Here is a 16,448-nt window from a genome sequence, read left to right as displayed (position 1 = left end):
TACCTCAGCCTGCGCTCAGAAACCCGATTTAGCGTGAGCCCCTGTGACATTGACGCAGGACGAAGCAGTGAGCACACACCGCAGCCTCAGCGGTTGGGCACGCACCGCACCCACGGTCGCCGAAGTTCTCCGCACCCCGGACATCGCGGTGATCGCCGAACGGGTGCGCACCGCAGGCCCGCGCGGGGTGATCGCGCGCGGCCTCGGCCGCAGCTACGGCGACCCGGCGCAGAACGCGGGCGGACTGGTGGTCGACATGACCGCCCTGGACCGCATCCACAGCATCGACCCCGACAGCGGGATCGTCGCGGTCGACGCGGGCGTCAGCCTGGACACGCTCATGCGCGCCGCACTGCCCTACGGCCTGTGGGTCCCGGTGCTGCCGGGCACCCGACAGGTGACCGTCGGTGGAGCCATCGGCGCGGATATCCATGGGAAGAACCATCATTCGCAGGGCAGCTTCGGCAATCACGTGGTGTCGATGGACCTGCTGACCGCCGACGGATCGGTACGCACGCTCACCCCGGAAGGTGCTGAGGCGCAGCTGTTCTGGGCAACGGTGGGTGGCATGGGCCTGACCGGCATCATCGTCGGAGCCCGAGTCAGGCTGAAGCACACCGAGACCGCCTACTTCATCGTTGACAACGACCGCACCCGCGATCTCGACGAGACGATGGAGTTGCTCACCGGCGGGTCCGATGACGGGTACGACTACTCGATGTCGGTGCCGGACACCATTTCCACCGGCGCGAAACTCGGGCGTGCCGGGTTCAGCCGAGGGTCGCTGGCCACTGTCGATCAACTGCCGGTGAAGCTACGCAGTCGGCCGTTGCATTTCGACGCGCCGCAATTGTTCACGGTGCCCGATATTTTCCCCAACGGGATGGTCAATGCGGTGACCACGCGGATTGCCGCCGAGGCCGCGCATCGCGTCTTTCCGCGGCGGGCGCGCGGGCGCATTCAGAATCTGACGCAGTTCTATCACCCGCTCGATCTACTCGGTGAATGGAATCGCGCCTATGGCAAGCGTGGATTTCTGCAGTATCAGTTCTCGATGCCGTTCGGGGCCGAGCAACAGCTGGCCGACGCGGTGCGCGCCATCGCCGAGTCGGGGCATCACTCGTTTCTCAATGTGTTCAAGCGCATGGGCGCGAGTAATCCGGCACCGCTTTCCTGGCCGCATCCCGGTTACATGCTCAGCTTGGATTTCGCGCTGACCAGCGGACTCGACCGGTTTTGTGTCGAACTCGACGAGCGGGTGCGGGCGGCGGGTGGGCGGTTGTATTTCGCGAAGGAATCGCGGACCACGCCCGACATGATCGCGGCGATGTATCCGCGGCTGGACGAGTGGCGGCAGATCCGCGATCAGGTCGACCCGGAGGGGGTGTTCGTCTCCGACCTGTCGCGGCGACTGCGGCTGCACGGTTAACCGGTGCTGCGATCGTTGAGGGCTGTGCGTTCGGTGGTCCAGGCTTCTTTGGTGAGTGTGCCGCCGGATGCGGTGTAGGCGTTCCAGTCGTCGTCGATGGTTGCCCCGGTGGTCGGGGTGGAGGACTGGTTGCCTTGGATTTGGGTTTTGAGGGCGGATACCTGTTCCGGGTTCAGGGCGCGCACGCTTACCTGGGCGTAGGCGTTGATCGGGACGGTAGTGCCTGCGGGGATTTGGTAAGGGTCGTAGGTGGCGGTGCAGCGGATGGTGGCTGATCCGTTCGGGGCCATGGTGCCCGAGCCTGCGCAATTGGGGCTGGTGGTGATGGCGACCGTGGATTCGACGGTGATGGTGTGGTCGTAGGACAGCGTGGTGACGCGAATATCGGAGGTGGATTTGACCGTGTTCCGGATCGTGAATTCGATTGTGCACACGCCCATGCACGGGTTTTCCAGGAATCGGCCGTTCAAGGTGCCGTCGACGCTGACTCGCGAATCGACTGCTTTGTTCAGCTTGTCGATTCGACCGGGCAGTTCGGAATACAGGGTGGTGGCGGAAGCCAGGTATTCGGTGTCGAGAGTGAGGCTGGGCAGGTCGGACTGGCTGGAGCCGAAGGATTCGTCGCTGATGATGCGCGCGATGATCTGCCCGGTTTCGGCGGTGGTGCCGTCTTCGTGCAGGCCACGCAGGTAGGTGGTCAGGCCGCCGCTGGTGACCGGTGTCGACTCGTGACCGCCGATGTACATTGACGTACCGATGCCAACCTGCTTGTCGCGCACGGCATCCGGGTCCAGAGCCAGCGCGAGTCGGGCGGGTGCCAGTGTGGTCGCCAAGTCGACACCGAACAGGTCGGGGCCGATCATGATCGGGCGGCCGGTGTAACTTCCGACGACATCCGCGGTCACACCCAGTGCGCGCCAACCGTTCTCGTCGCCTTCCAGGAACGACTTGCCGCCGACGCCCAGGTAGTCCAGCTGCGCGTTGCCCACCGACACCGTGCCGGTGGCGTCACCGACATTGCTGACGATCAGGTCCACATTCAGCGTCGGCGAACCCAAGGCGGTGCCGGTGACGGTGCCCACGTAGCGCACGGCGGGGGTGTGCAGCAGTCCCACCTGCGCGGTGGCCAGCGATGATCGGGCCTGTCGTTCGGGGGTGGAACGGCCGATGTCGGAGGCGAACACGACAACCGCCGTGATGCCGACCGCGAAGACCGACAGGATGGCAAGTGCCGCAATGATTATCGGCTTCTTGCTGCTGCGCCGGGGTGCGGGAGTGTGGAACTGTTGCGGGTGCTGGCCCGCGGGGTATCCGTAGGGCTGCGCGAACTGGCCGCCGTAGGGGTTGGGCTGGGCGTACTGGTTCGGCGGCGCTGCGAAGTAGTTGGGCGGGCCGCTGTACGGATGCGGCTGGGGTGCGCCCCAGTGTGGATTCTGCTGACCTGCAGAGGGATTCGGCGGCACGTTCGCCTGCCCGCCGGATTCGTTTCGATCGCCGGAATCCGACATTGCCCCTCCTCGCAGACCGGCTGTCCTGCTCGCCGACCCCAAAAATGTTGTATCAGAGGCGATCTTATAGCGACGAGATCGATCCAGCCGACTCAGTCAGCCGGATCCGCAGGGTTTCGTAGGTGGGGATGAAAACCTTTCGCCGGTACCGACGTTCGACGATCTCCCACGGCCGACCCGCGGCGGTGAGCGCTTCGAGCAGCGCGGTGAGTTCGGAGTGGACCAGCTGCGCGCCCAGGCACAGGTGACGGCCGCCGCCGAACCAGAGCTGGCGGGTTTCCGGGTTGTAGTCGCGGTCGACACGGAACTCGCCCGCGGCGTTGTTGATCGTCCAGGTGAGAATTTTGACGTGGTCGCCCGCGCGCAGGTCACGGTCGGCGATGCGCACGTCCGCGGTGACCGACCGGCCGACGAGGTAGGCGGGGCTGGTCACGCGCAGCGTTTCGCGGACCGCGTCGGGCAGGCGGTCGGGGGCCGCGAGCAGGGCGCGGTGCTGGTCGGTGTCGTGCATGATCGCCACCATGCGGGTCATGGCGCTGGCGAGAGTGTCGGTGCCCGCGACCGCCATGAGGATCGCCAGGCCGCCCGCTTGCTCGACGTCCAGGCCCAGTTCGCGGCAGCGGCCGAGGGTGGTGTTCGGGTCGGCGCGGGCGTAGGCCTGCGGCACGTTCACCGCGAGCTGGGCGGCGAGTTCGCGGGCGCGGGCCAGGGCGACGGGGTCGAGGGTGGTCGAGGTCATGGTGCCGAAACCGAGGTTGACCAGCTCTTCGACGTGGTGGAACAGGCGCAGGAACAGCGCGTCCTGGTCGTCGGTGTAGTCACCGCCGATGGCCGCGGCGATGTCTTCGGGGCACATCCCGACCAGGTCGGACACGCTGCGGCCGACCAGGATCTGCGCGCGGGCGGCGATGTCGACGGTCTCCCCCGCGGCCAGTCGTTCGCGCAGGTCACGCAGGTCTGCGCCGATCACGCGCGCGACCAGCGCATCGGTGTGGGTCAACGTGAACAGGTCGCGCACTTTGCTTCGCAGGTCGGTGTGGCCGGGCCCTTCGAACAGGTCCTGCACCCAGTCGCCGATCACCTGCGCCCACCAGTGCCCGGCCGCGCCTTCGGACACGATGCTGAAATGTGTGCTGTCGTTGTAGATTTCGCGCGCTACCAGCGGATCTGCCACGACCCAGCCCAGTGGACCCACCTTGCGAATCGGGCGCGCGAACCTGCCGAGCAGCAATAATCCGGGCAGCCAGGGCTGACCGGCGGCAAGTAGGGTGAGTTCATGGCGTCGGGCAGAGCTCCACACCCGGCGGAATCTAGTTGACCGTGACCGATTAGTGAAGGTCTGGATCTAGGATCGACATCGCCCTGCGGGGTGGTCGCCGGATTTCTGTCGGTGACAACCGGCGATCTGCGGGTATAGGACAGTATGGGAATCATCATTTCTTCGGCAGTGACTCGCAGCGGCGGAGTCAGCTCGGTAGGACAGGCCGCCGATGCGGCAGGCGCGGCGTTGGCGGCGGCGGGTTGCGTGCCCGAACAGGTCGACGCGCTGATCAACGTGGGGATCTATCGCGACGCGAACCTCGTGGAACCGGCGGTCGCCGCACTGATCCAGCAGGCGGCGGGGATCGGGTTGGACTATCGGCGCGGAGATGTACCGTGTTTGTCGTTCGATCTGATGAACGGGGCCTGCGGGGTGGTCAACGCTGTGGGGGTGGCGGCTTCGCTGCTGGCTGATCTGCCGGTGGGGCACGTGGTGGTGGTGTCGGGGGACGCGGGGTCCGGCGAGGTGGAGTTCGAACCTGTGGGGGCTGCTTTCGTGCTCGAGAATTCTGCTGACGCAGTGGGGTTCGGTGGCGTGCATGTGAGTGCGGGTGACGCGTCGCCCGATTCGCGGGGAGTAACGGGGGCTTCCGGACATTCTTCGTTGACGGTGGAAATGCGTGCGGGGACAGCCGAACTCGTTGAACATGCTGCTGCGGCGGCACGAGAAGCGTTGGCGGCGGACGGTATCGACGCCTCCTCTGTCGTGTTGCTGTGCGGGAAGCCGACGTCGGACTTCGCCGGGGAACTCGCCGCTGAACTCGGCGTGGGTGCGCTGGTGACCGACGACTTCACCGGGGACGCACACACTTCCGCGCTGACAGCCGCGTTTGTTTCCGCGCGAGACGCGGGTTTGATCGATCGGCCATTGTTGTTCGTCGCCGCAGACGGTGGTCCTACTGCCGCCGCGGTGACCTATCGAGGGGTGGGTGTGCGGTGACGCATTCTCGTTCGTTGCACGTTGTTCCCGACGCGGCACCCGGTCGGCATCGCGCCGACACCGACGCACCGCAGCTCAGCCATGAAGCGGTGTTGGCACTGCGGGCCATTCCGGTGATCGGGTGGATTTTCCTGATCGTCGGGGTCGTGCGGCCGTTCCGTGGGCGGGTGCTGCGGGTGGCGTTCTGGATCGATGTGGTGTTGAGCGTCGGGGTGCACGCCGCACAGATTCCCGCGGCGCGCGAAGTTGCTGCTGCCCAAGGTATTTCGCCGAAGCGGGCCGCGGTGATGACGATGCTGTTCGGGGCGACCTGGTGGAAGACACTGGACCGACGATGAACGGCACCCTCTGGGTGGTGATTCCGGCCCTCGATGAGGAACGCGGAATTCGCGGCACCTTGGATGCTATTGCCGCACAACGCGATACAGATTTCACGGTCGTGGTGGTCGACAACAACTCGACCGACCGCACAGTTGAACTGGTGCGAGAGTTCGCCGATGCGCATCCTGTTCCGCGCATTGTGGTGATCGACGAGCCACAGAAGGGCACCGGGGCGGCCGCCGATACCGGTATGCGCCATGCGATTTCACACGGGGCGACCCACCTCGCGCGCACCGATGCCGACTGCCTGCCAGCACCCGATTGGACCGAGCGGATCAAAGCGGGGTTCGACTCGGGGCTGCGGTTGGTCAGCGGACAGTTGATTCCTCGCACCGACGAGGGTGTTTCGTGGATCGATCGCACGATCATTCGGGTGGCGCTGGAGGTGGCGTCGGCGTTCGGCAAGGTGCGCTCGGGTAATCGAGATCCGAAGTATCTCGGGCCCTATGTGATGACGCCGGGGTGCAATATGGCCATCACCGCCGAATTGTATGTCGCGGCAGGCGGATTCCCGCGTACCGCGATCGAGGACCTGCACGAGGATCGGGCGCTGGTCAACGCGGTGCGCACGATCACCACCGACTACGGGTTGCGTCGGGATGTGCGGGTGTACGGGTCCAACCGGCGGATTCGCGCGTGGGGGATTCGCAAGACGCTCGCCTGGTATGCCGATCATCGGTATCGGCCCGAGGTGGTCGATATTCGATGACTGCGGATTTTCTCGAAAAGCTTGTGGCACAGGCTGACCGGATTCCCGACGCGTCGGCACTGGGGGCTGTCGGCAAGCGTGCGCTGACGTACCGGGAACTCGCGGACACGGTCGGGCGGGTGGCGCACAATCTCGGCGAGGCCGGATTCCGGCCTGGTGATCGGATGCTGTTCTCGATTCGGCCGAGTGTGCCGTCGGTGCTGTTGATCTTCGGGGCTATCGCGGCTGGTGGGACGATCGTTTTCGTCGATCCGGGTGTGGGGCCTGAGCTTTTCGCCAAGCGGGTGGATCTTGTTGAACCTTCTTGGGCGGCAACGGAATCGCTGCTGCATGCGGTGAGTGGGCCGCTGTCCCGGTTCGGGCGGGGGTTGCAGTTACCGCGGTTCGGGGCGCTCGACGTTCGACATATTCACAGTGGAGTGTGGGTGCCGGGGACGCCGCTGTCGTCGATTCCGTTGCGGCGGTTCACCGGTGATGCACGTGAGACCGTTGTGCCGACTTCGGATCCTGACGCGGCGGCATTGATCGTGTTCACCTCTGGGACCACCGATGAGCCGAAAGCTGTTGTGCACACCCGTGGTTCGCTCAGCGCGGGACTTCTTGCGATGGCTGGTCGGACCAGTCTCGCGCCGGGCGCCTTCCTGCACACCGAGCAGCTCATGATGGGGTTGCCCGCATTGATGGCGGGGGCGCGGTGGGCGATTCCTCGATACCCGCGGTTCGGGACTCATATCGACCCGGTGCGGTTCACACGAAATCTGCGCAGTGCTACGCACGCGTTCTACACCCCGGCTGATCTTGCGGTGGCGCTTGATGCTGTTGAGTTGGGTGCCGTTTCGGCGCCTTTGCAGTTGCGTCAGGTGGCACTCGGCGGCGCCCCGGTCACGTCTGCCCTACTGCGGCGGGCGCAGAAGTCCTTGCCCGACACCGAGTTTCTCGCGATCTACGGAATGACCGAGATCCTCCCGGTCGCCGTCGCGACCGGCACCGCGAAACTTGCCCACGACGGAGACCTCCTCGGCGCACCCGTGCGCGGAGTGGAAGCACGCATCGCCGACGACGGCGAACTCGTCCTCTCCGGCCCGAACCTGTGCCGCGGCTACCTCGGGTCGGAGCCGCTGACCGAAATCGCCACCGGCGACCTCGCGCGCTGGGACGGCAAGGAACTAGTCCTCACCGGCCGGAAAAAAGAAATGATGATCAGGGGAAAGACCAACATCTACCCCGGACTGTACGAACCGGCGATCACCGCGATCGACGGGGTGCGCGAGGCGATCATGGTCGGCCTGCCCGACGAGATCGGCGACGAACGGATCGTGCTCGCCGTGGTGGTCGAACCGGAAGCCGGGGACATCGTCGCGCTCCTGCGCCGGCGACTGCCGCAACTCATCGACACCACCGCCGTGCCCGACGACATCGTGGTCGTCGACCGGATCCCGGTCACCGGACGAACGAACAAGCCGGACCGTGCCGCGCTACGGGAGCTGGTGCGCGGGATACTCGCTTGATCCCGACCAACCAGGTCCCCAATTTCCTGATGCGTCGTGCGCCTTTGTAGCATTCTGCACACGGCGTAGCATCCGAATACACTGTGGTCATGAAGCAGATCCAGCAACGCGATCTTCGCAACGACAGCGGAAAAGTCCTCGCCGCAGTCGAGGCGGGCGAGAGCTTCATCATCACCCGCAACGGCAACCCCGTGGCCAAGCTCGAGCCCCTCGTCCGACGCACCTTCGTGCCTGTCACCGAGCTCGCCCGTACCAGTGCCCGACTTCCGCGCGTCGACTACCAGCAGTGGCGTGCCGACCTGGACGCGATGATCGACCCGGAAATGCTCGACGGTGAGTGAGTTCGTCGAGCCACTCCACATCCTGCTCGACACCTCGGTCCTCGTCGACTACTCCGAGACCCATTCGAGCCTGCCCGAAAACGCGGACGCCGCGATCAGCGCTGTCAGCGTCGCCGAACTCGCCGCCGGGGTCCACGCCGCGAAGGACCCGGTACACCAGGCACAGCGCCAGCTTCGGTTCCAATGGGTTGTCAGGTCGTTCGATCCGCTCCCGTTCGACGTCGACACCGCGCACGTGTACGGGTCGCTGGCTTTGCTGGTCGAGCAGATCGGCCGGAAGCCTCGCCGTGTCGCAGACCTGCAGATCGCAGCCACGGCCGTCCAGCACGCATTGCCGCTCTACACCCGAAACCCCGAGGACTTCAAAGGGCTCGGCCCCCTACTCAACATCGTCCCCGTCTAAAAGTCGACCCAGCGAGAGACGGATCGAATCGTGCTGTCGGCGAGGGCTTCGATGGTTGTTCTCGGGAGCATGGTGTCGACGTAGCAGAAGGTGATCGACATGGTGGTGTCGAGGGTGGTTACGGCGACTGTTAGAGCGCTGGCGCAGGAGTTCGTTCCGGCGATGGTCAGGGCTGTGATGTTCAGTGGCTCAGGGGTTTCGGGTGGCGTTAGGTTCCCGAGGTTGCTCAGGGTTACGTTCCAGGGAGCTCTGCGGTCTATGAGTTCTATTGTGCGTCTGCCGGACTCGAGCGAGCGGGGGCATCCGTAGCGGATGGCGGCTAGGGCGGCCAGGTCGTTGTTCTTCGCTAACTGTTGGGACAGTTGGGCTTTCGCTGCTTTGGCGGCTTCCCAGAGTGAGTGGGTCGGCCCGTAGGGAACGAAGGTGGGGACTACCGCGGTGAACATGCCGGGCTCGTCGTCGGCCGGAGGTGGTTGTAGGCGGGAGCGGATGTCTACGGGGATGCCGATGCCTGCAACGCCGGATCGCCCGGGGGCGAGTTCGCCCAGGGCGTTGGCGAGTGCGGCGGTCAAGGCGGCGTTGATGGTGACGTCGTGTTGGTGGCAGCGGGCGCGCAGTTCGGTGAGAGTGTTGCCCTCGATGGTGCGAATTACGGTGCGGGTGCGGCGGATTGGCAGCGGTGGCGGTATGCCGGGCAGCCTGGTGGGGCGGCGGGCCATGGCGGTGAGTTGGGCGGTGATGTTGGTGCGGAGGCAGTGGAGCAGGCGGGTGTGTGCGGGTGGGATGAGGTCGTCGGGGGCGGGGCTCGGTGGGCGGGAGGCGGTGGGTGTCGGAGAACCGAAGGCGTAGGCCAGGATTCGCCAACCAAGCGATGCCATCGAACGGCCGTCGAGAAGGACGTGGGACAGAACCAGGATGAGGTCGTGGTGTTCTTCGGAAGTTCCTGGGCGCCAGGCTAAATCGATGAGACGACCCGGAGATGTTGCGAGATCTATTGGCTCGGCTAGTTGTTCGTCGAAAACTGTTCGCCACTCGTCCGGGTCGGTGACGACGCGGTGCAGGACCGGCAGGTGCGGGTCAGCGGAAGGCTCGAAACGGGGACCTTCGACGACCGTCGCGCGCAGCAGCGGGAACTCCGCGACCAGGGCGTCGGCGGCATCTTCGAGACGGTAGGCACCGATCGGCCCGCGCACCCGCAATCGGACGACGCAATTCGCCGGCGACAACTGATCCACCAGCCAGAACCACCGCTCCGACGCCGACAGCGGGCGGCTCACCTCGCCCATATCGCCCCTTCGTTCGGCTAACAGATAACGCCGAGCGTAGCGAACTGCGGCCTGCTCGATGCTCACTACTTTCACAGCCGGTTACTACGTGCGTATTATGGACTTATGGGTTTCGAGTGGCCTGATTGGGCGATCGCTCACCTGATCGGCATCGAACCCAGCGAGGTTCGGCAGGTCCTCGCAGCGTCACGACGGTGGCCACGCCAGGCCTTCGACGGCCAGGTGACCGTATTGACGGTGTGGGGGCGCACCACATCCGGGCGCCCGTTGATCGTGGTGACACGTCAACAGCAGGACTGGACGTGGGTGATCATCGGCGCACGCACGATGCGCGCCGAGGAACTGGCGCAATTCGAGCAGTGGGAAAGTGGGAACCGATCATGAGCGAGCCAGGACTCCCGTCCAGCAAAGAACAACTCGCCGACTTCATGGACCGGCTGACCTTCACCAACGAGCCGGCCGACGCCCCACCACGCCTGCCTGCCAACGAAGACATCATGGTGACCACGTCGATCCGCCTCCCCTTAGGCCTGCACAGCCGCCTGAAATCCCTCGCCGACGAACGCCGCGTAGGCGTATCCACCCTGCTGCGCGAATGGGCCGAAGCAGCCGTCGCCGAAATAGACGACGAAGACCAAATGATCTCCCTGGCCGAAGCCAAACGCGCCCTGTCCCGCGTCCACCCGATCCATCGGGCGAGTTGAACAGCAGACCCACCGTTCACACCGGGGAGTTGTCTATCGCGGCGAAGTACCCGCCGTGGCCGTCAGAACACGTACCGTGCAGCTGATCCCCGACGCGTTCGCCAACCGCGAATCAGTGGTGAGCAAGTCGCAACTGTAGGCCTCGGCCGCGGCGACGTAGGCGGCGTCGTAGGCGGTCAGGTTGTCGTGCAGTTCCCAGATCCTGGGGACGAGAACGCGGGTGACAGGGACTTCCGGGTCGAGTTTTTCCACCGTAGTGACCGCTCGGGCCGCTTGCTCGGCGCTGATGGTGCCCGCGCGGGTGAAGCGGCGGATCACCGAGAGGACCTCGACAGTCCAGTGCTGGGGCGCTATCCAGCGGTTGTCGGCTTCGAGGGCCGCGCGACAGCTGTCACCGAGGGGGTCGGGATTCAACAGAGCATGGACGAACACCGAAGCATCGACCACGATCACTGGCCGATCTCCGATCCGCCGAGCACCGAATCACGCTCGGCGCGTTCATCATCCAGCGCCACCACCACGTCCTGCGAGGTGAACGCAACATCCCACGTTCCGGGGCTGAACCGTTTGAGCACCGCGATGTTGTCCTGACGGCGGGCTTCATCGCGAATCAGGTCGAACAGAAATGACTGAAGGGACTGACCTCGCTGACGGGCCAGGGCAACCAACTGGTCACGCAGGGGCTCGGGTACGTCTCGAATCTGCAAGGCAACCATGCATGCAATAGTACATGCACAGGGAGTCGAGGTCGTTCACACTGCGGCGAACTTCCGATGAGGGTCCGGCAGATCACCGATAATGGCCCGGCAGATTCCGAACAGAAGCCCGGCAGATCGTAAATAAGTCCCCGGCAGATTGTAGATAGGAGCCCGGCAGATTACATGTAGGCTGGTCAGAGCGTTGATCAGGCCAGCAACGAGCCGATGGGGATTCTGCGATGGAACTTGTGCCTAGAGCCGCGACCGAACAACTCGCCGATGCGGTCCAGGACCTCCGTGTCACCGTGGTCAACGGGCCGCGGCAGGCGGGCAAAACGACGCTGCTCGAAATGTTCCAGGCCGCACACGGCGGTACATACCGCTCGCTGGACGGCGCCGAAGAACTCGCTGCCGCTTTGGGCGATCCGGTCGCCTACGTCGACAGCGGCGAACGGCCGCTGATCATCGACGAGGTACAGCGCGGCGGGGAGCGTTTGATCCTGGCAGTGAAGCGCAGTGTCGACCAGAATCGAACCCCCGGACAGTTCGTCCTGGCCGGCTCGACTCGCTTCCTGACCGTCCCCACACTGTCGGAATCGCTAGCCGGACGCGCGGCCTTCGTCGATCTCTGGCCACTATCTATGACCGAAAGAACCTGTGGTGGTGAGGATTTCCTCCAGACCGGGCTCGGCCGACCCGCCGAACTCGTCGGCGACACGTCACCGTGGACGCGAGACGACTACCTCGAACTGATCACCACCGGCAGCTTCCCCGAAGTGATCGGTATGCGAAACAACAGCTCGCGGCGGCGCTGGTTCAACGGCTACCTGCGCACCATCATCGAACGCGATATCACCGAATTCGCCGACATTCGGCACGCCCAGGCCCTTCCGCGCCTCGCGGCAATGATCGCGGCCCGCGCGGGCAGCCCGTTCGTCGCCTCCGACGTGGGCAACGGGCTTTCCCTCCCCGGCGAGACGATCCGGACCTACCTGAAGTACCTCGAAACGGTCTTCCTGACCGCGAGCGCCCCCGCTTGGTCGACGAACCTCGTCACCCGACTGACAAAGGCTCCCAAGGTCTTTCTCACCGATTCGGGCGTCGCAGCCAACCTGACCAATACCGACATCGACACACTCCGCCGCCCCGGACATCGCAGCCTCGGCGCGCTGACGGAAACCTTCGTCTTCGCCGAACTGCTGAAACTCAAAAGCCTGACCTGCGACGCCTTCGAGATCATGCACTACCGCGACCGCGACGGCCGAGAAATCGACTTCATCCTCGAAACCCCCGACGGCCGCATCTACGCGATCGAGGTCAAAGCGTCCTCCTCCCCCCACTCCGACGACACCCGCCATCTCACCTGGCTGCGCGACAAACTCGGCGACCGCTTCACCGCCGGAATCGTCCTCCACTTGGGCACCAAAGGCTTCTCGTACGGCGACCGAATCCTGTCCCTTCCGTTGTCCGCGCTGTGGGGTCACGCACCGCTGCGTTCCGACATCGTGCAACAGTAGGCTCATCGGGGCCGTCGAGGACGAGGAGCTGACCGTGCCCGATGTCCCTCACCGCATCACTGCGGAACAGTTTCTCGAGGCCGAGCCCGATTCGTTCAGCGCCACTTTTGGTGACTTCGATGTCGTCGATGGACTCGTGGTTCGGGCGATAGCTCAGAGCGAGGCTCACAGTCGGGTGGTGCGCCGTTTGGCTGCGGCGATCGAGAACGCGCGCAACGCGGCGGGGCCTTGCCTGCGAGTGGCCTCCGACGTGGCGGTTCGATTCGCTGATACCGAGGACGTTCCCGCCGACCAGCGGCTCAATGTGCGCTACCCGGATATCTTCGTGCGTGATTGCGAACCCTACGACGTCAACACCGTGCGCGAGCACATCTCCTTGGTCGCCGAAATCGCCTCGCTGTCGACCGTCGATGCCGACACCGGCATCAAACGCCAACTCTATGCGCGAGCCGGAATTCCGGTCTACCTGATCGTCCACTTCGACAAGAGTTGGAGTCGGATCGACCGGATCGAGGAGTACCGGCTGGATCGGTCGGGGATGCGGTACATGCCGCACCAGGTGCATCGCACCGCGCTCGTGCTCGACACCCCGGTCACGTTGGCGATCACCTTGGACGCGCTGGACAGTCCGTAACGACGGTTCGGCACGAACGCGAGGGCTCCCACGGAATCAACCGTGGGAGCCCTCGTTGTTCAGCTGGCCGAATTCAGCGGCGGCGCTTGCCCTTTGAATCGGTGCGAGCCGCCTCGCGACGCTCACGGCGCGTGCCCGACTGCTGGCCGCCGTATTCCTGTGCGTCGGAATGGGATTCGGCGTGGCCATCCTCGGCGGGGCCCGAGTAGTTCATCGCTCGGGGGGCCTGGTCGGTGATTCCCTTGGCGCGCAAGGCCGGTGGGGCCTGGACGGGGGCGTCTTGGACCGGGGCGCCGACGGGGGAACGGAGGCCCTTGTCGACGGAGACGCCTTCGGGCTGGGGCTGCTGGACTTCTACCTGGAGGTTGAAGAGGAAGCCAACGGACTCTTCCTTGAGCCCTTCCAGCATGGCCGCGAACATGTCGAAACCTTCGCGCTGGTATTCGACCAGGGGGTCGCGCTGGGCCATGGCGCGTAGGCCGATGCCCTCTTTGAGGTAGTCCATCTCGTAGAGGTGTTCGCGCCACTTGCGGTCCAGGACCGAGAGCAGGACCTGGCGTTCCAGGTTGCGCATCGCGCCTGCGCCTGCGAGGCCGTCGATTTCCTGTTCGCGCTTCTCGTAGGCGTTGTGGGCGTCTTCGAGCAGGGTTTCGCGCAGTTCGTCACGGGTGAGTTCGCCCGCGTCGCCGGTGGCAGTTTCGCCGGTGAGTTCCTTGTGGTCCAGGGTCACCGGGTAGAGGGTTTTGAGGGCGGTCCAGAGCTTGTCCAGGTCCCAGTCCTCTACGTAGCCTTCGGCGGTGGCGCCGTCGACGTAGGCGGTGGTCACGTCGGTGATCATGTTCTGAACCTGACCCTCCATGTCCTCGCCACGCAGGATCTGGTTGCGCTCGCCGTAGATCACGGTGCGCTGCTGGTTCATGACCTCGTCGTACTTGAGCACGTTCTTGCGGATCTCGAAGTTCTGCTGCTCGACCTGCGTCTGCGCGCTCTTGATGGCCTTGGAGACCATCTTGGCCTCGATCGGGACATCGTCGGGCAGGTTCAGGCGGGTCATGATCGACTCGAGCGCGGCACCGTTGAAGCGGCGCATCAGTTCGTCGCCCAGCGACAGGTAGAAACGGGACTCGCCCGGGTCGCCCTGACGGCCGGAGCGGCCGCGCAGCTGGTTGTCGATACGACGCGATTCGTGGCGCTCGGTGCCCAGCACGTACAGACCGCCGGCCTCGCGCACGGTTTCGGCGTCGTCCTCGGTCTGCTTCTTGACCTGCGCGAGCGTCGAGTGCCAGGCAGCCTCGTACTCGTCGGGGGTGTTCACCGGGTCCAGGCCCTGCTTGCGCAGCACCAGGTCGGCGAGGATGTCGGCGTTGCCGCCCAGAACGATGTCGGTACCACGACCGGCCATGTTGGTCGCGACCGTGACCGCGCCGGGGCGACCGGCCTCGGCGATGATCTGGGCTTCCTGCTCGTGGAACTTCGCGTTCAGAACACTGTGTGCCACACCGCGTTTGGTGAACTGCTTGGACAGGTACTCCGAGCGCTCGACGCTGGTGGTACCGATCAGGACCGGCTGGCCCTTCTCGTGGCGCTCGGTCACGTCGTCGACGACCGCGGCGAACTTGGCCTCTTCGGACTTGTAGATCAGGTCGGCCTGGTCCTTGCGGACCATCGGGCGGTTGGTCGGGATCGGGACCACGCCGAGGTTGTAGATCGAGTGCAGCTCGGCGGCCTCGGTCTCGGCGGTACCGGTCATACCGGACAGCTTGTTGTAGAGGCGGAAGTAGTTCTGCAGGGTGATCGTGGCCAGGGTCTGGTTCTCCGGCTGGATCTCGACCTTCTCCTTGGCCTCGATCGCCTGGTGCATGCCCTCGTTGTAGCGGCGACCGACCAGGATGCGACCGGTGAACTCGTCGACGATGATGACCTCACCGTCGCGGACGATGTAATCCTTGTCGCGCTGGTAGAGCTCCTTGGCCTTGATGGCGTTGTTCAGGTAGCTCACCAGGGGCGAGTTCGCGGCCTCGTACAGGTTGTCGATGCCCAGCTGATCCTCGACGAACTCCACACCGGCTTCGTGCACGCCGATGGTGCGCTTCTTGATGTCGACTTCGTAGTGGACATCCTTCTTCAGCAGCGGCGCGATGCGCGCGAACTCGGCGTACCACTTCGAGGAGGCGTCCGCGGGGCCCGAGATGATCAGCGGGGTGCGGGCCTCGTCGATGAGGATGGAGTCGACCTCGTCGACCACGGCGAAGTTGTGACCGCGCTGGACCAGATCGTCCAGGGAGTGGGTCATGTTGTCGCGCAGGTAATCGAAGCCGAACTCGTTGTTCGTGCCGTAGGTGATGTCGGCGTTGTAGGCCACGCGGCGCTCGGCCGGGGTCATGCCACCGAGGATCACGCCGACCTCGAAACCGAGGAAACGGTGCACGCGGCCCATCCACTCGGAGTCGCGCTTGGCGAGGTAGTCGTTGACCGTGACCACGTGCACGCCGTCGCCGGAGATGGCGTTGAGGTACGCGGGCAGCACACAGGTCAGGGTCTTGCCCTCACCGGTCTTCATCTCCGAGATGTTGCCCAGGTGCAGCGAGGCGCCACCCATGATCTGGACCTTGTAGTGCTTCTGGTTCAGCACTCGCCACGACGCCTCACGCGCCACGGCGAAGGCCTCGAGCAGCAGGTCGTCCAGGGTTTCCCCGGCGGCGTAGCGCTCGCGGAACTCGTCGGTCTTGGCGCGCAGCTCCGCGTCGGTCAGGGCTTCGATCTCGTCGCCGTACGCGATGACCTCGTCGGCGAGGTTCGAGAGCCGCTTGACCATGCGACCTTCACCAATCCGTAGCAACCTCGTCAGTGGGCTCAGCGCAGGCACGGGTCTCGTCAGTCCTCTGGTCGGAAGTGTGTTTAACGGCGATGGTAGTCCGCCGACCACCGTACCCGGCGGCGTGCACCCGTGCCCGACGTACCGCCGCTCTCATCACCCCAGGTCAACGCATTCGACCAGCCACGTTGCCCGGCACCGCGATTCACGTGCTGTGACGTAGGATGTGACGCGTGCCCGAGCAGCGCCATACGG

General features: G+C 65.0%; 17 protein-coding genes. 11 read left to right on the top strand and 6 right to left on the bottom strand.

Annotated features, from left to right (window positions below):
- The first annotated feature begins 67 nt into the window (after window positions 1-67).
- A complete protein-coding gene (locus tag ACFWVD_RS02835; RefSeq protein ID WP_379240204.1) occupies window positions 68-1,429 on the top strand; it encodes an FAD-binding protein in 1,362 nt (453 codons plus the stop codon).
- On the opposite strand, the gene ACFWVD_RS02830 is transcribed toward ACFWVD_RS02835, so the two are convergent.
- Complete coding sequence (locus ACFWVD_RS02830) at window positions 1,426-2,937, bottom strand: DUF3824 domain-containing protein (RefSeq protein ID WP_379240203.1); 1,512 nt, start codon at window positions 2,935-2,937, stop codon at window positions 1,426-1,428. The genes ACFWVD_RS02835 and ACFWVD_RS02830 overlap by 4 nt on opposite strands.
- Before the next feature lie 64 nt (window positions 2,938-3,001).
- Complete coding sequence (locus tag ACFWVD_RS02825) at window positions 3,002-4,237, bottom strand: cytochrome P450 (protein WP_379240202.1); 1,236 nt, start codon at window positions 4,235-4,237, stop codon at window positions 3,002-3,004.
- Between the two features lie 147 nt (window positions 4,238-4,384).
- On the opposite strand from ACFWVD_RS02825, the gene ACFWVD_RS02820 reads away from it, so the two are divergent.
- From ACFWVD_RS02820 to ACFWVD_RS02795, 6 genes are all read left to right on the top strand, one after another.
- The gene (locus ACFWVD_RS02820; RefSeq protein WP_379240201.1) at window positions 4,385-5,197 is read left to right on the top strand and encodes a hypothetical protein; all 813 of its coding nucleotides are present in this window, start codon (window positions 4,385-4,387) and stop codon (window positions 5,195-5,197) included.
- A complete protein-coding gene (locus ACFWVD_RS02815; protein ID WP_379240200.1) occupies window positions 5,194-5,535 on the top strand; it encodes a hypothetical protein in 342 nt (113 codons plus the stop codon). Before ACFWVD_RS02820 ends, ACFWVD_RS02815 begins: the two co-directional genes overlap by 4 nt.
- Entirely contained in the window at window positions 5,532-6,287 is a 756-nt protein-coding gene (locus ACFWVD_RS02810; protein ID WP_379240199.1) for a glycosyltransferase family 2 protein, read from the top strand. The genes ACFWVD_RS02815 and ACFWVD_RS02810 overlap by 4 nt, the downstream gene beginning before the upstream one ends.
- The gene (locus ACFWVD_RS02805) at window positions 6,284-7,795 is read left to right on the top strand and encodes a class I adenylate-forming enzyme family protein (protein ID WP_379240198.1); all 1,512 of its coding nucleotides are present in this window, start codon (window positions 6,284-6,286) and stop codon (window positions 7,793-7,795) included. The genes ACFWVD_RS02810 and ACFWVD_RS02805 overlap by 4 nt, the downstream gene beginning before the upstream one ends.
- Window positions 7,796-7,884: 89 nt before the next feature.
- On the top strand, window positions 7,885-8,136 hold the full coding sequence (locus tag ACFWVD_RS02800) for a type II toxin-antitoxin system Phd/YefM family antitoxin (RefSeq protein WP_379240197.1): 252 nt from the start codon (window positions 7,885-7,887) through the stop codon (window positions 8,134-8,136).
- Window positions 8,129-8,539, top strand: a complete 411-nt coding sequence (locus tag ACFWVD_RS02795; protein WP_379240196.1) for a type II toxin-antitoxin system VapC family toxin — start codon at window positions 8,129-8,131, stop codon at window positions 8,537-8,539. The genes ACFWVD_RS02800 and ACFWVD_RS02795 overlap by 8 nt, the downstream gene beginning before the upstream one ends.
- Here the strand turns inward: ACFWVD_RS02795 and ACFWVD_RS02790 are convergent.
- Window positions 8,536-9,825 (bottom strand): hypothetical protein, encoded by a 1,290-nt coding sequence (locus ACFWVD_RS02790; protein ID WP_379240195.1) that lies wholly within the window; start codon window positions 9,823-9,825, stop codon window positions 8,536-8,538. The genes ACFWVD_RS02795 and ACFWVD_RS02790 overlap by 4 nt on opposite strands.
- A 105-nt stretch (window positions 9,826-9,930) precedes the next feature.
- On the opposite strand from ACFWVD_RS02790, the gene ACFWVD_RS02785 reads away from it, so the two are divergent.
- Complete coding sequence (locus ACFWVD_RS02785) at window positions 9,931-10,209, top strand: hypothetical protein (RefSeq protein ID WP_379240194.1); 279 nt, start codon at window positions 9,931-9,933, stop codon at window positions 10,207-10,209.
- A complete protein-coding gene (locus ACFWVD_RS02780) occupies window positions 10,206-10,529 on the top strand; it encodes a hypothetical protein (protein ID WP_379240193.1) in 324 nt (107 codons plus the stop codon). Before ACFWVD_RS02785 ends, ACFWVD_RS02780 begins: the two co-directional genes overlap by 4 nt.
- 33 nt (window positions 10,530-10,562) lie before the next feature.
- Here ACFWVD_RS02780 and ACFWVD_RS02775 read toward each other — a convergent pair whose 3' ends face one another.
- Window positions 10,563-10,982 carry a type II toxin-antitoxin system VapC family toxin gene (locus ACFWVD_RS02775; protein ID WP_379240192.1) on the bottom strand — a complete coding sequence of 140 codons (420 nt, stop codon included), beginning with the start codon at window positions 10,980-10,982 and terminating at the stop codon, window positions 10,563-10,565.
- On the bottom strand, window positions 10,979-11,245 hold the full coding sequence (locus tag ACFWVD_RS02770; protein ID WP_379240191.1) for a hypothetical protein: 267 nt from the start codon (window positions 11,243-11,245) through the stop codon (window positions 10,979-10,981). The genes ACFWVD_RS02775 and ACFWVD_RS02770 overlap by 4 nt, the downstream gene beginning before the upstream one ends.
- 221 nt (window positions 11,246-11,466) lie before the next feature.
- Between ACFWVD_RS02770 and ACFWVD_RS02765 the strand changes: the two genes are divergently transcribed.
- Together ACFWVD_RS02765 and ACFWVD_RS02760 are read left to right on the top strand one after the other, a co-directional pair.
- On the top strand, window positions 11,467-12,744 hold the full coding sequence (locus tag ACFWVD_RS02765) for an ATP-binding protein (protein WP_379240190.1): 1,278 nt from the start codon (window positions 11,467-11,469) through the stop codon (window positions 12,742-12,744).
- Window positions 12,745-12,778: 34 nt separating this feature from the next.
- The gene (locus ACFWVD_RS02760; RefSeq protein WP_379240189.1) at window positions 12,779-13,378 is read left to right on the top strand and encodes a Uma2 family endonuclease; all 600 of its coding nucleotides are present in this window, start codon (window positions 12,779-12,781) and stop codon (window positions 13,376-13,378) included.
- Window positions 13,379-13,451: 73 nt separating this feature from the next.
- Here ACFWVD_RS02760 and secA read toward each other — a convergent pair whose 3' ends face one another.
- Complete coding sequence (gene secA, locus ACFWVD_RS02755) at window positions 13,452-16,244, bottom strand: preprotein translocase subunit SecA (protein ID WP_379240188.1); 2,793 nt, start codon at window positions 16,242-16,244, stop codon at window positions 13,452-13,454.
- Between the last annotated feature and the right edge of the window lie 204 nt (window positions 16,245-16,448).

This window comes from Nocardia sp. NPDC058666 (assembly GCF_042714895.1).
In the GTDB taxonomy this organism is placed as follows: domain Bacteria; phylum Actinomycetota; class Actinomycetes; order Mycobacteriales; family Mycobacteriaceae; genus Nocardia.
Note: the sequence above shows the minus strand (reverse complement) of the source record. Positions and strands in the feature narration are given on the sequence as shown.

Coding starts and splice junctions, on each gene's coding strand:
- ACFWVD_RS02830 (WP_379240203.1), bottom strand. CDS start 2,937: ATGTCGGATTCCGGCGATCGAAACGAATCCGGCGGGCAGGCGAACGTG.
- ACFWVD_RS02810 (WP_379240199.1), top strand. CDS start 5,532: ATGAACGGCACCCTCTGGGTGGTGATTCCGGCCCTCGATGAGGAACGC.
- ACFWVD_RS02805 (WP_379240198.1), top strand. CDS start 6,284: ATGACTGCGGATTTTCTCGAAAAGCTTGTGGCACAGGCTGACCGGATT.
- ACFWVD_RS02800 (WP_379240197.1), top strand. CDS start 7,885: ATGAAGCAGATCCAGCAACGCGATCTTCGCAACGACAGCGGAAAAGTC.
- ACFWVD_RS02790 (WP_379240195.1), bottom strand. CDS start 9,825: ATGGGCGAGGTGAGCCGCCCGCTGTCGGCGTCGGAGCGGTGGTTCTGG.
- ACFWVD_RS02785 (WP_379240194.1), top strand. CDS start 9,931: ATGGGTTTCGAGTGGCCTGATTGGGCGATCGCTCACCTGATCGGCATC.
- ACFWVD_RS02780 (WP_379240193.1), top strand. CDS start 10,206: ATGAGCGAGCCAGGACTCCCGTCCAGCAAAGAACAACTCGCCGACTTC.
- ACFWVD_RS02770 (WP_379240191.1), bottom strand. CDS start 11,245: ATGGTTGCCTTGCAGATTCGAGACGTACCCGAGCCCCTGCGTGACCAG.
- ACFWVD_RS02765 (WP_379240190.1), top strand. CDS start 11,467: ATGGAACTTGTGCCTAGAGCCGCGACCGAACAACTCGCCGATGCGGTC.